Source organism: Erwinia sp. OLFS4 (assembly GCF_002752165.1).
Classification (GTDB): domain Bacteria; phylum Pseudomonadota; class Gammaproteobacteria; order Enterobacterales; family Enterobacteriaceae; genus Izhakiella.
On sequence record NZ_MOMB01000064.1, the window covers coordinates 1 to 11,470 of the forward strand.

15 protein-coding genes and 1 riboswitch are annotated in these 11,470 nt (G+C 51.9%); of the genes, 10 read left to right on the plus strand and 5 right to left on the minus strand.

What is annotated here, in order from left to right:
• A partial coding sequence (locus tag BL249_RS16180) for an IS1 family transposase (RefSeq protein WP_241898819.1) occupies positions 1-164 on the plus strand: 164 nt, incomplete at its 5' end.
• Positions 165-294: 130 nt separating this feature from the next.
• Here BL249_RS16180 and BL249_RS19045 read toward each other — a convergent pair.
• On the minus strand, positions 295-432 hold the full coding sequence (locus tag BL249_RS19045) for a hypothetical protein (RefSeq protein ID WP_158233103.1): 138 nt from the start codon (positions 430-432) through the stop codon (positions 295-297).
• A 381-nt stretch (positions 433-813) separates the two neighbouring features.
• A riboswitch (Fluoride riboswitch) is annotated at positions 814-883 on the plus strand.
• Between the two features lie 77 nt (positions 884-960).
• Between BL249_RS19045 and BL249_RS16185 the strand changes: the two genes are divergently transcribed.
• From BL249_RS16185 to eno, 3 genes are read left to right on the plus strand one after another with little or no spacing between them, the layout of a single operon-like run.
• On the plus strand, positions 961-1,869 hold the full coding sequence (locus BL249_RS16185; protein WP_199073505.1) for a DHHA2 domain-containing protein: 909 nt from the start codon (positions 961-963) through the stop codon (positions 1,867-1,869).
• Positions 1,866-2,291, plus strand: coding sequence for a universal stress protein (locus tag BL249_RS16190; RefSeq protein WP_099706335.1), 426 nt, complete (start codon positions 1,866-1,868; stop codon positions 2,289-2,291). The genes BL249_RS16185 and BL249_RS16190 overlap by 4 nt, the downstream gene beginning before the upstream one ends.
• Positions 2,292-2,307: 16 nt before the next feature.
• Positions 2,308-3,606 carry a phosphopyruvate hydratase gene (gene eno / locus BL249_RS16195; protein ID WP_099706336.1) on the plus strand — a complete coding sequence of 433 codons (1,299 nt, stop codon included), beginning with the start codon at positions 2,308-2,310 and terminating at the stop codon, positions 3,604-3,606.
• Between the two features lie 466 nt (positions 3,607-4,072).
• On the opposite strand, the gene BL249_RS16200 is transcribed toward eno, so the two are convergent.
• Positions 4,073-4,936 (minus strand): YicC/YloC family endoribonuclease, encoded by an 864-nt coding sequence (locus BL249_RS16200; protein ID WP_099706337.1) that lies wholly within the window; start codon positions 4,934-4,936, stop codon positions 4,073-4,075.
• Between the two features lie 189 nt (positions 4,937-5,125).
• Here BL249_RS16200 and rph point away from each other — a divergent pair, with 189 nt between their 5' ends.
• On the plus strand, positions 5,126-5,842 hold the full coding sequence (rph, locus tag BL249_RS16205) for a ribonuclease PH (protein WP_099706338.1): 717 nt from the start codon (positions 5,126-5,128) through the stop codon (positions 5,840-5,842).
• 50 nt (positions 5,843-5,892) lie between these two features.
• Positions 5,893-6,543 carry an orotate phosphoribosyltransferase gene (gene pyrE / locus BL249_RS16210; RefSeq protein ID WP_099706339.1) on the plus strand — a complete coding sequence of 217 codons (651 nt, stop codon included), beginning with the start codon at positions 5,893-5,895 and terminating at the stop codon, positions 6,541-6,543.
• A gap of 90 nt (positions 6,544-6,633) precedes the next feature.
• Here pyrE and slmA read toward each other — a convergent pair whose 3' ends face one another.
• From slmA to coaBC, 3 genes are all read right to left on the minus strand, one after another.
• The gene (slmA, locus tag BL249_RS16215) at positions 6,634-7,230 is read right to left on the minus strand and encodes a nucleoid occlusion factor SlmA (RefSeq protein WP_099706340.1); all 597 of its coding nucleotides are present in this window, start codon (positions 7,228-7,230) and stop codon (positions 6,634-6,636) included.
• Between the two features lie 138 nt (positions 7,231-7,368).
• Positions 7,369-7,827, minus strand: coding sequence for a dUTP diphosphatase (gene dut, locus BL249_RS16220; protein ID WP_168174292.1), 459 nt, complete (start codon positions 7,825-7,827; stop codon positions 7,369-7,371).
• A complete protein-coding gene (gene coaBC, locus BL249_RS16225) occupies positions 7,805-9,019 on the minus strand; it encodes a bifunctional phosphopantothenoylcysteine decarboxylase/phosphopantothenate--cysteine ligase CoaBC (protein WP_099706342.1) in 1,215 nt (404 codons plus the stop codon). The genes dut and coaBC overlap by 23 nt, the downstream gene beginning before the upstream one ends.
• A gap of 205 nt (positions 9,020-9,224) precedes the next feature.
• Here coaBC and radC point away from each other — a divergent pair, with 205 nt between their 5' ends.
• From radC to mutM, 4 genes are all read left to right on the plus strand, one after another.
• Positions 9,225-9,893 carry a RadC family protein gene (gene radC, locus BL249_RS16230; protein WP_099706343.1) on the plus strand — a complete coding sequence of 223 codons (669 nt, stop codon included), beginning with the start codon at positions 9,225-9,227 and terminating at the stop codon, positions 9,891-9,893.
• 263 nt (positions 9,894-10,156) lie between these two features.
• The gene (gene rpmB / locus BL249_RS16235; protein WP_099706344.1) at positions 10,157-10,393 is read left to right on the plus strand and encodes a 50S ribosomal protein L28; all 237 of its coding nucleotides are present in this window, start codon (positions 10,157-10,159) and stop codon (positions 10,391-10,393) included.
• A gap of 10 nt (positions 10,394-10,403) precedes the next feature.
• Positions 10,404-10,571, plus strand: coding sequence for a 50S ribosomal protein L33 (rpmG, locus tag BL249_RS16240; protein WP_092879130.1), 168 nt, complete (start codon positions 10,404-10,406; stop codon positions 10,569-10,571).
• 89 nt (positions 10,572-10,660) lie between these two features.
• Entirely contained in the window at positions 10,661-11,470 is an 810-nt protein-coding gene (gene mutM, locus BL249_RS16245) for a bifunctional DNA-formamidopyrimidine glycosylase/DNA-(apurinic or apyrimidinic site) lyase (protein WP_099706345.1), read from the plus strand.

Here is an 11,470-nt window from a genome sequence, read left to right on the forward strand (position 1 = left end):
AGCATCTGACGGGCAAAATTTTCACCCAACGCATTGAACGTAATAACCTGACGCTCCGCACCCGCATTAAACGGTTGGCTCGTAAAACAATCTGCTTTTCGCGCTCAGTTGAGATCCACGAAAAAGTCATTGGAGCGTTTATCGAGAAACACATGTTCTACTAATTGGAGGCATCACCCAAATTTCTTTTCATCAGTTCTCCTTAAAAACGCCGTGAATAATTTTTATTGGTCGCTAGTTTCGTTTGGAGGAGACTGCAGAATTAACGCCTGACTGCGATTAACACAACGCGCTTTAGTCCCATGCCGCACAGGCTTCGCGGCGTCGGTCACCGTATGCCTGATGACGACATTTCGCTACAATATCCCCTTGCGGATGCGCCAGACCATCAGACAGATCTGCGGCCAGTATTTGTGTTATTTCGCTTACCATACCTGGTCCAACGATATCCTGCGTCCTGTATTTGCCAGCGGATAGCCGGCGGTAAAGGCAGCCACGCTGACAGTAATACCTGGGTCATATTCCGGCAGGCTGATGGCAGTTTAGGGTAAGAGGAAATATTGTGGCTGCCAGCATAAAGCACCTGCCTGAAATGACAGGCATAGCACTAAGATAAAGTGCAGTTCAAAGAACACGCTATTACTCATTTCGCTAAGCTGGTTTCGCCATTTTCGAAACCGGCCGTATCCGGCGGCAGAGAGGCTGCCTGATGACTTTCACACCCTGATGCGTTCTATTGTCATCCTGCAACCTGGCCACAGCGGGATGGGTGGGAAAATTATACTGACAGCTGAGGTATCCTGTTTTACAATGGGGTCATAAGGTGATGGCGTTCCACCTTCTCCAACCGCCTCGTTTTGGGGCTGATGACGCCTGATATAACTCTTTATTTTAGGAGGTATGTCAGGTCGTCCGTCGTTTCTCTCCGGCCTGTATACCTCCCTGAGTGGGGATAGTGCTTTGATACAGGTTCTGGGTCATATTAATCCTGACAGCGATGCCATCTGTACCGCCGTAGTGACGGCTCACTGGCTGACAAGCTGTCACCGGCCCGCCCAGGCATGGCGGCTCGGTGAAGCGAATCAGGAAACGCGTTTTATTTTTGATTATGCCGGGCTGGCATTGCCTGATGTGCTCAACATTCCGCTAAAAGATGAAGCGGTCTGGCTGGTGGGTTTTAGCGAGCCAGCGCAAGGCCCCGCTGACCTTTACCAGAGCCGGATTGTCGGCATTCTTGATCATCATCCGCCAGGCGGAACGATAGCGGAGTGGGTTCCCGAAGCCTGGATACGGCCACTTGGTAGCGCCGCCACCATGCAGTGGTTGCTGATAGACGCCACGGTGCCGCAGGCTTTGACGGCGAACTACGCCACGCTGCTTCTTGGGGCGCTGCTCAGTGAAACGCTCAATCTGCACACATCAACCACCACTGAAGATGACCTGCGTGCGGCCACCCGCCTTGCCCAGTTGTCTGGTGTGAATCTCACTACTTTTAGCCGCGATTTGTTTTATGCCAGAACCGATCATGCGGACCTTACGGCATCCTGCCTGCTGGCTAATAATCTTAAGGTATTCGCTATTGCCGGTATGGATGTGCATATTGCCCGGCTTGAGCTGAGCTCCCTCAATCAGATTGATTCGCGCCTGAACGATCTTCATGCCGCTATCCGGCTTCACGCAAAGCAAACCGACGCCGATCTGGTGGTGTTGATGCTTACCGATATCAGGGAAGGATTTTCCGTACTTTATTTCGCCGGACGGGAAGGTATCAGGATGACCTCCTGTTCTGTACCGGGCATGGTCAGCAGAACAAAGCAGCTTCTGCCCTGGCTTGCCTCCCGGCTAACACTGAAGCGGAGTTGTTTATGAACAGCTATACACATGCCCTGATACTGATCAGCGATAAAAAAGATGGCATCCCTTTGCTGTCTCAGGCTGCTGAGCTGGCGCAATCGCTCAGATTAAAAATCACGCTGGCACACATCAGCGATGATTACCGCCAGTTGAACTATGTCTCTGACAGCCTGATGGATGAGGTGGTTTCCGAAGAAGTTGCAAAGGCCAGAGCGTTGCTCAACGAGTTAGCCGGCATGATCAGCGGCAGGGTGGACACACTTGAACTGGTAACAATGCGACGATTTGCTGACCTCAGCCAGTGTATTACCGATCTGGGGATAGACCTGGTGATTGCCGGCCATCGCAACCGTTTCATGGGTGCGTTAACGTCGCGCTCGGCAGAATACATCAACCACCTGACGGTGGATGTTCTTATAAAACATATCCCTAACTGATTCAGGAGAGTGACAAATGAGTTTCATACTAGAGAATGTTATTGCCCGTGAGATCCTTGACTCCCGCGGCAATCCCACCGTCGAAGTGGACGTTTTTAGCGTTGATGGACAGATGGCGCGTGCGTCGGTGCCGTCTGGTGCCAGCACCGGCTCGCGTGAGGCAGTAGAGCGACGGGATCAGGATAGCGCACGTTTTGGCGGTAAGGGAGTACGTAAAACCGTCAGTGCTATCAATAGCGAAATTTGCCAGGGAATAAAGGGGATTGACGTACGTGAACAGCGCCGTCTGGATAACCAGATGCGGATGATCGATGGCACTGATAATAAAAGCCGGCTTGGTGCTAATGCTATCCTGGGGGTCTCCATGGCGGTGGCCCGGCTGGCAGCGAAGGTAACCCGTCAGCCGCTTTATCGCTATCTGGGCGGATTGCAGGCAAATTTGCTGCCCGTACCCTGTATGAACATTATCAACGGCGGGGTGCATGCTCGCGGCCAGGGGGCGGATTTTCAGGAGTTTATGATAGCACCGCATGGTGCCCTGACCCTGGCTGAGGCGGTGCGTCAGGGCAGTGAGGTATATCAGGCGTTGCGTGAGATCCTGCTGGCGAAAAATCTCCCGGTAGCCGTGGGTGATGAAGGGGGATTCGCGCCAGCGGTGGCCACCAACCGCGAGCCTTTGACATTCATTGTGCAGGCAATTGAAAAAGCCGGTTACCGTCCCGGTGAAGACATCAGTATTTGCATGGACCCGGCCTCCAGCGAATTTTATTCCAATGGCCACTATTTCCTGCGCACCGAAGGCAGTACGCTGAACGCAAGGGAGATGACGGACTATTATGGCGAGCTGATGGATCAGTTTCCCATCGTACTGCTGGAAGATGGCCTGGCTGAAGATGACTGGGATGGCTGGAAATATCTCTGCCAGCGGCTTGGTGACCGGGTAGAACTGGTAGGTGACGATCTGTTTGTTACCAATGTGAAGTATATTCAACGAGGTATTGAAGAAAATCTTGCCAGTGCAGCACTGATTAAGCTGAATCAGATTGGAACATTAAGCGAGACTTTTGATGCTGTTGCGCTCTGTCAGCAGCATGGCTGGGGCGCATTCATTTCTCACCGCAGTGGTGAAACGACCGATAGTTTCATTGCTGATATGACCGTTGCCCTTCGGGCAGGTCACCTTAAGACCGGGGCCCCTTGCCGCGGTGAGCGTGTAGAGAAATACAACCAGTTGATGCGAATTGAACAGGCGCTGGGGGAAGATGCACAGTATGCGGGACGCCAGGCATTTGTGCACCGTAAGCGTACAGTATAAAACCATCTAACCCGAAAAAAGCCATGATTAATCATGGCTTTTTTACCGGTATCCGCTGATGCGAGTCAATGTGACATCGGTTTTATCAGCCGAAAGGATAATTGAGATGGGGCTCTCACCTTTTTTAATTTCTTCCGGTACGGTGTGTCTCTTGAAACGGTTGTCCCTGTGGTTTTTAGTTAGAAGGCGGTGAGATCGGGTGTAAAGGTACCCGTTTTAGTTCCATGCACTTTTTGAGGTTCCGGCGTCAGTGTGCAGCATCCGCTATTCTTCGGGTGTCAGATTGTTCCGCTATTGTTAGTGGATAGTAAGTAGCTTCCAGGGTACCTCCTCTGAGAAGTAACGCTATTTTCTACCTGCTTTACTACCCGGATGGCAGTGGATTTAAATGGAGGATAGCGGCATGTATTATAATAAAAAGCCCATTTAACATGTGCTTATGGGTTTTGGCAGACTTTAAAAGAATTTATTCGATATTCTGAATCTGCTCGCGCATTTGTTCAATCAGTACCTTAAGCTCAATAGCTGAGGTGGTGATTTCAGCGTTAATAGATTTAGAGGCCAGCGTATTCGACTCACGATTAAACTCCTGCATCATAAAATCGAGACGGCGGCCAACGGCCTCTTTTTTCTTCAGGATGTTATAGGTTTCTTTGACGTGGGCATCAAGACGATCCAGCTCTTCGGCGACATCGATACGTTGCGCCATCATCACCAGTTCCTGTTCAAGACGATTACTGTCAGTTTGTACTTCTGCGTCTTCCAGCTTGCTCACCAGGCGCTCGCGCTGCCATTTCACAACGTCTGGCATATGTGCGCGTACCTTACTGACTTCGCTGCTGACGCCCGCCAGACGCTGTTCTATCAGGCTTTTCAGCGCGTTACCTTCACTTTCCCGTGCGGCAATAAAATCATCAATCGCGTGGTTTAGCGCATCCATTAATGCTTCCGCGATGGCGTCCAGGTCCTGCTCTCCGGCCGACATCACTCCTGGCCAGCGCAGAATATCCAGTGGATTAATTTCCCCTTCATCACTCTGCATTTTTACCCAGTTAGCCGCTTTTACCAACTGAACTGCCAGCGGTTCATTGAGAATCAAATCTCCCTGTGCCTGCAGGTTGGCATCAAAACGCAGACCGCACTCTACTTTGCCGCGCGTCAGGCGACTACGCAGTCTTTCACGTATTACTGGCTCAAGGCTGCGGAACTGCTCAGGCAGACGGATATATGTTTCCAGGTAACGTTGGTTAACTGAACGTAGTTCCCATGCGGCGTTGCCCCAGTCGCCTTTGATTTCACGCCGGGCGTAGGCGGTCATACTGCGAATCATGTGACTTATCCGTAAATAATGAATGTTCAGCTGATTATAGCGATGCGCGGCTGGGGTTAACAGGTTCTGGTGTCATAACGTGTTAATAGCCGATGATAACGGCATCCTGCCTGTTTTTAGCGGGATAGGCATTGGCCAACGAATTCCGTATAATGCGCAGCCAAATCCTAATACCGCCGGAGAGAATTTATGCGTCCAGCAGGCCGTCATGCACAACAGGTGCGCCCCGTTACCCTTACCCGTCATTATACTAAACACGCGGAAGGCTCTGTACTGGTTGAATTCGGCGAAACAAAAGTGCTGTGTAACGCGACCGTTGAGGAGGGTGTCCCCCGTTTTCTGAAAGGTCAGGGACAGGGATGGATTACCGCCGAGTACGGTATGTTGCCACGAGCCACCCACAGCCGTAATGCGCGTGAGGCGGCGAAAGGTAAACAAGGGGGGCGCACGCTGGAAATTCAGCGTCTGATTGCCCGCTCACTGCGTGCTGCAGTGGACTTGCATCAGCTGGGTGAATATACCATTACGCTTGACTGTGATGTGATTCAGGCCGATGGCGGCACGCGTACTGCATCTATTACCGGCGCCTGTGTTGCCCTGGCCGATGCCCTAAATGGCATGGTCAGGAAAGGGCAGCTGACGAGCAATCCAATGAAAGGCATGGTCGCGGCTATTTCAGTGGGTATTGTTAAAGGTCATGCGGTTTGTGATCTGGAATATCTGGAAGATTCTGTTGCTGAAACCGACATGAATGTCGTGATGATGGAAGATGGTCGTATGATTGAAGTTCAGGGAACGGCAGAGGGCGAGCCTTTCAGCCATGAAGAGCTTTTGACGTTGCTTGATTTAGCGCGCGGCGGTATTACCACCCTGGTGGCGGCGCAAAAAGCGGCCCTGACAGACTGATGATACAGGCGGCCAGAGAGTCGCCTTTTTTATCTAATGAGGAAACGAAAATGAAAGCCTGGCAGCGACAGTTTATTGAGTTTGCCCTGAACAAACAGGTGTTAAAGTTTGGTGAGTTCACGCTGAAATCCGGGCGTATCAGCCCCTATTTTTTTAATGCCGGGCTTTTTAATACCGGGCGTGATATTGCGTTGCTGGGGCGTTTTTATGCCCAGGCACTGATTGATTCCGGGATTGATTTTGATCTGCTGTTTGGGCCGGCCTATAAGGGCATTCCAATTGCAACCACTACCGCCGTGGCGCTGGCCGATCACCATGACCGTGATGTTCCCTGGTGTTTTAACCGTAAAGAAGCCAAAGATCACGGGGAAGGCGGTCTGCTGGTTGGCAGTCCGTTACAAGGGAAAGTGATGCTGCTGGACGATGTTATTACCGCTGGGACCGCTATCCGTGAGTCAATGGCCCTGATTCAGGCTAACAATGCGCAGTTGTCAGGGGTGCTGATTTCGCTGGATCGCCAGGAACGGGGACAAGCGGATATCTCTGCTATCCAGGAGGTTGAGCGCGATTATCAATGCAAAGTTATCGCGATTATTACCCTGAGCGATCTGATTAGCTATCTGGAAGAAAAAGCCGAGCTGGCGGATCATCTGGCTAAAGTACGGGCTTATCAGAAAGCTTATGGCATAAAAACGGCTTGAAAATCGCTGAATGACAGAGTGCGAAAGCGTGACTGTGACCCGTTTATTTTGTCGCTTTTCCTGCCGGCGGGTCACCCGCCGGCAGGAAACTTAAATAAACTGAGCCGCGATGAGTGGCCAGCGCGTATCAAAATCCTCAGTTGGCCGGTAGCGAAATTCAGAACGAACGTAGCGTGAAAGCAGGCCTTCACAGTTTGCCAGCAGCTGGCTGGCAAGCAGGGTTTCATCGTGGCTAAAGCTGCTACCTTCACGTAATTTCCGCTCACGTAATACCTGGCGTAACTGTACCTCAATGCGCTCGAACAGCTGATTAATGCGCCCCTGCAGGCGATCCTGCTCAAACATCAGTGCGTGTCCGGTAAGAATACGTGTCAGTCCGGGATTGCGTTCACCGAAACCGAGGATCAGCTGTGTAATCAGGCGCAGTCGTGGCAGCGTTTCTTTTTCATCCTGTAAAATCAGATTGATGCGTGTAATCAGACTGTCTTCGATAAATTCAATCAGACTGTCAAACATTTTGGTTTTACTGGGGAAGTGGCGATAAAGCGCCGCTTCCGAAACGCCAACGGTTGCTGCCAGTTTCGCTGTGGTAATGCGCTGACTGCCATCGCTGGATTCCAGCATTTGTGCCAGCGCCTGCAATATCTCATCACGGCGGTTTTTTCTGGCGCGTTTTTGTTCTGCCATCTCTGCATGGACCCCTGAAAATCACCTTCAATGGACATAAGCTCACGTTCCCCTGGCAGGCAAGTTACCTACCAGGAATCAGGATATGTGAAGCGTATTATCAGGCATTAAACGCCTGCGATACTGCGGATGAGACGCTTATTGCCGGCCGGAATGGCCAAATCCTCCTTCACCGCGCTGGCTGGCATCAAAAGATTCAACAAGATTAAATTCAGCCTGCACCACCGGTACAAAAACCAGCTGAGCGATGCGCTCGCCGGGTTCAATGGTAAAAGTATCCTGGCCGCGGTTCCATACGGAGACCATCAGTTGCCCCTGATAATCTGAATCGATCAACCCGACCAGATTTCCCAGGACGATACCGTGCTTATGGCCAAGGCCGGAGCGCGGAAGAATGACAGCGGCCAGCTGGGGGTCGCCAATATGTATTGCCAGTCCGGTAGGAACCAGCGTTGTTTTTCCAGGGGCGAGTACAATGGCGTCATCCAGACAGGCGCGCAAATCGAGCCCGGCAGAACCGGAAGTGGCATAGGCCGGTAATGGAAAAGTACTTCCGACGCGCGGATCGAGGATTTTAATGTCTATTTTTTTCATCATAACGAAGAATAATCTCGTCTAATAATTGCTGGCCAAGGCGCTTTTTATCGCTGAACGGCAGGACCTTTTCACCCTTCTGCCAGAAAAGATGCAGCGCATTATTATCGCTGTTGAAACCTTGTCCCGCCACGGACACATCGTTGGCGCAGATTAAATCGAGGTTTTTCTGCAGCCGCTTTTGTCGGGCGTATTCTTCCACATTCTGGGTTTCAGCCGCAAATCCGACAACATAAGGTCGTCCACTGGTCATTGCCGCAACGCCGGCTACGATATCAGGGTTTTTTATCATGCGCAGAGTGAATTCATTACCCTGTTTTTTTAATTTTTCTGCAGCGACTTCGCAGGCGCGGTAATCAGCGACGGCGGCACAGCCGATAAAAATATGCTGATGAGCGGCCTGCTGCATCACCGCCTGCTGCATGTCCACTGCGCTGATGACGTCGATACGCTGAACGCCAGCCGGCGTTGGCTGAGTCACCGGTCCGGCAACCAGGGTAACCTGTGCACCGCGGCGCGCGGCGGCTTCTGCAATGGCAAATCCCATTTTTCCTGAGCTATGGTTGGAGATAAATCGGACCGGATCGACGGCTTCGCGCGTTGGGCCTGCCGTAATCATAATATTCAGGTGTTGCAGATCCTTGACGGGCGAGGCCCAGGCGACAGCCTCCGCGACGATGGCCAGCGGGTCTGTCATCCGGCCGGGGCCGATGTCGCCACAAGCCTGACTGCCGCTATCGGGTCCCCAAATCAGAACGCCGCGCTTTGCCAGTCGTGTCAGGTTCTCCTGTGTTATCTCTGCGCGAAACATCTGTTGATTCATGGCCGGGGCAATGGCAATCGGGGCGGCGGTTGCCAGACAAAGCGTGCTGACTAAATCGTCCGCCATCCCGCAGGCCAGGCGCGCAATCAGGTCGGCAGTGGCCGGTGCAAGAATAACCAGATCGGCCCATTTAGCCAGCTCAATATGGCCCATCGCCGCTTCTGCTGCCGGATCAAGCAGGCTATCGGAGACCGGAGAACCTGAAACGGCCTGTAAACTGAGCGGTGTGATAAAGGCTTTAGCGGCTGCGGTCATCGCGACCCGGACCTCTGCGCCTTTGTCGCGCAGACGACGCACCAGTTCAGGCGTTTTATAGGCCGCAATGCCGCCACTTACGCCCAGCACGATTTTTTTGCCCTGTAATTCCATCATGATGTTTGCCCCAGCAGACCCGGTAGCAGGTACGGCACGCTACGTTACGTTATGAGTTTATCTTACCACAGTAAGCTAAACCCGGCAGGGGGGCGCTCAGGTCAGGCCGGTTTTGCGAGCTTTGCCGGGAAACCGCACCGGGAAAGTGGAGGCGAAAAGAGAGTGGTTGCATGATCAGGTTAATGCCATGTTCAGGGAAGAAAGGATGAGTAAAACGTGGGTAGCACTCCCGCCACGGGAAAAAATGCGCAAATACGGTGTTGAAATGCTTAGCGATGCTGAGTTGCTGGCACTGTTTTTACGCACCGGAACCCGCACGCAGCATGTGCTGGAAGTTGCAGAGAACCTGTTAAAAACTTTTGGTTCTTTGCGCAGTATTTTGCAGGCCGACCGCCAGGCGCTTAATCAGATTAGCGGGATTGGCGAAGCGAAATTTGCCCAACTGCATGCCATTGCCGAGCTGGCGGACCGTTTCTATGATAGTCAGAGTCTGCGGGATGAAAGTCTCACCAGCCCGCATTCAACGCAGCGTTTTTTACAGCGTCGCCTGATGCGTCAGCAACGGGAGATATTTATGACGATATTTCTCGATAATCAGCACCAGGTACTGACCGCTGAGGAGATGTTTGCGGGTACCTTCAATTCAGTTGAAGTACATCCACGGGAAATTATTCGCCGGGCTTTAAAGCTGAATGCCGCCGCGCTGATTGTTGCGCACAACCATCCGTCAGGGGTGCCTGAGCCGAGTCGCGCCGATCGCCAGTTGACCGCTCAGTTAAAACAGGCCTGCGCTTTTTTTTCTATTCGCCTGCTCGATCATATCGTGATTGGCCATGGTGCGAGTGTCTCATTTGCCGAAAGAGGCTGGCTATGATCCCACCGGAAAGAGCATGATGCCGGCTTTTTTATGGTTTAAAACCGGTTCTCAGGCGATCCATCAGGATCTTTATTTGTTCGGGACTTGAGCGCCTGCGTTACAGGGCGTATACTACGCCACCTTTGAGAATCTCGGGTTTGGCGTTTGGGCCTGCTCAGCGGGTTCACATAGAACCAGTCTGGACAGGCTAAGAGCCTGACGAGGCGGCCAGAAACCCTGTTTTTTGAAGCTCGAGCTGATTTGATTTTTGGAGAATTGACATGTCACGAGTCTGCCAAGTAACTGGCAAGCGTCCGATGACCGGTAACAACCGTTCACACGCGCTGAACGCGACGAAACGCCGTTTCCTGCCTAACCTGCATTCACACCGTTTCTGGGTTGAAAGCGAGAAGCGTTTTGTTACTCTGCGTGTATCTGCTAAAGGTATGCGTGTTATTGATAAAAAGGGCATCGACACCGTTCTGTCTGAACTGCGTGCCCGTGGTGAGAAGTACTAAGGAATAAATCATGGCTAAAGGTATTCGTGAGAAGATCAAGCTGGTTTCCTCTGCTGGTACAGGTCACTTCTATACCACCACGAAAAACAAGCGTACTAAACCGGAAAAACTTGAACTGAGAAAGTTCGATCCGGTTGTGCGTCAGCACGTGATCTACAAAGAAGCTAAAATCAAGTAATTGATTTAGTGATGAAGTAGAATAAAAAACCTCGCTCCGGCGAGGTTTTTTTATTTGGGTTCCGCTGCAGAGGTTGAAGGAGAGGGACGATGCCTGAATTACCAGAGGTTGAAACCAGCCGGCGGGGAATCGCGCCACATCTGGTTGGTGAGACAATATTGCATGCAATAGTACGTAATTCTCGCTTACGCTGGCCGGTTTCCGGAGAAATTCATGCCCTGAGCGATCAGCCGGTGCTGAGTTTACAGCGGCGGGCTAAATATTTGCTGCTTGAACTGCCGACCGGCTGGATCATTATTCACCTTGGTATGTCGGGAAGTCTGAGAATTCTGCCGGAAGAACAGCCCGCGGCAAAGCATGACCATGTCGATCTGGTGTTGAGTAATGGCAAAGTATTGCGCTATACCGATCCGAGGCGTTTTGGTGCCTGGTTATGGAGTGCAGACCCGGCAGCCAGCAGCGTGCTGGCCCACCTCGGACCGGAGCCTCTCAGTGAGGCTTTTACCGGGGAATATCTGTCGCTAAAATCACGAGCCAGACGCACGGCAATCAAACCCTGGCTGATGGATAATAAGCTGGTTGTTGGCGTGGGTAATATTTATGCCAGCGAATCACTTTTTGCTGCCGGTATTTTGCCGGACCGTCCGGCGATGACCCTGAGCGGTGATGAAGCTGACATGCTGGTACGATCCATTAAAGCAGTATTACTACGTGCCATTGAGCAGGGTGGTACTACGCTGCGCGATTTTTTACAGAGTGATGGCAAACCCGGTTATTTTGCCCAGGAATTACAGGTTTATGGTCGTGCTGGTGAACCGTGTCGGGTATGTGCCACACCGCTACTCAGCGGTAAACACGGACAGCGTAGCACTTACTGGTGCCCGCGGTGCCAAAAGTAA

What these genes read in the sequence shown, in the direction of transcription:
- BL249_RS19045 (WP_158233103.1), bottom strand. Translation starts at nt 432, where the DNA reads ATGGTAAGCGAAATAACACAAATACTGGCCGCAGATCTGTCTGATGGT.
- BL249_RS16190 (WP_099706335.1), top strand. Translation starts at nt 1,866, where the DNA reads ATGAACAGCTATACACATGCCCTGATACTGATCAGCGATAAAAAAGAT.
- eno (WP_099706336.1), top strand. Translation starts at nt 2,308, where the DNA reads ATGAGTTTCATACTAGAGAATGTTATTGCCCGTGAGATCCTTGACTCC.
- BL249_RS16200 (WP_099706337.1), bottom strand. Translation starts at nt 4,936, where the DNA reads ATGATTCGCAGTATGACCGCCTACGCCCGGCGTGAAATCAAAGGCGAC.
- rph (WP_099706338.1), top strand. Translation starts at nt 5,126, where the DNA reads ATGCGTCCAGCAGGCCGTCATGCACAACAGGTGCGCCCCGTTACCCTT.
- pyrE (WP_099706339.1), top strand. Translation starts at nt 5,893, where the DNA reads ATGAAAGCCTGGCAGCGACAGTTTATTGAGTTTGCCCTGAACAAACAG.
- slmA (WP_099706340.1), bottom strand. Translation starts at nt 7,230, where the DNA reads ATGGCAGAACAAAAACGCGCCAGAAAAAACCGCCGTGATGAGATATTG.
- dut (WP_168174292.1), bottom strand. Translation starts at nt 7,827, where the DNA reads ATGATGAAAAAAATAGACATTAAAATCCTCGATCCGCGCGTCGGAAGT.
- coaBC (WP_099706342.1), bottom strand. Translation starts at nt 9,019, where the DNA reads ATGATGGAATTACAGGGCAAAAAAATCGTGCTGGGCGTAAGTGGCGGC.
- radC (WP_099706343.1), top strand. Translation starts at nt 9,225, where the DNA reads ATGAGTAAAACGTGGGTAGCACTCCCGCCACGGGAAAAAATGCGCAAA.
- rpmB (WP_099706344.1), top strand. Translation starts at nt 10,157, where the DNA reads ATGTCACGAGTCTGCCAAGTAACTGGCAAGCGTCCGATGACCGGTAAC.
- rpmG (WP_092879130.1), top strand. Translation starts at nt 10,404, where the DNA reads ATGGCTAAAGGTATTCGTGAGAAGATCAAGCTGGTTTCCTCTGCTGGT.
- mutM (WP_099706345.1), top strand. Translation starts at nt 10,661, where the DNA reads ATGCCTGAATTACCAGAGGTTGAAACCAGCCGGCGGGGAATCGCGCCA.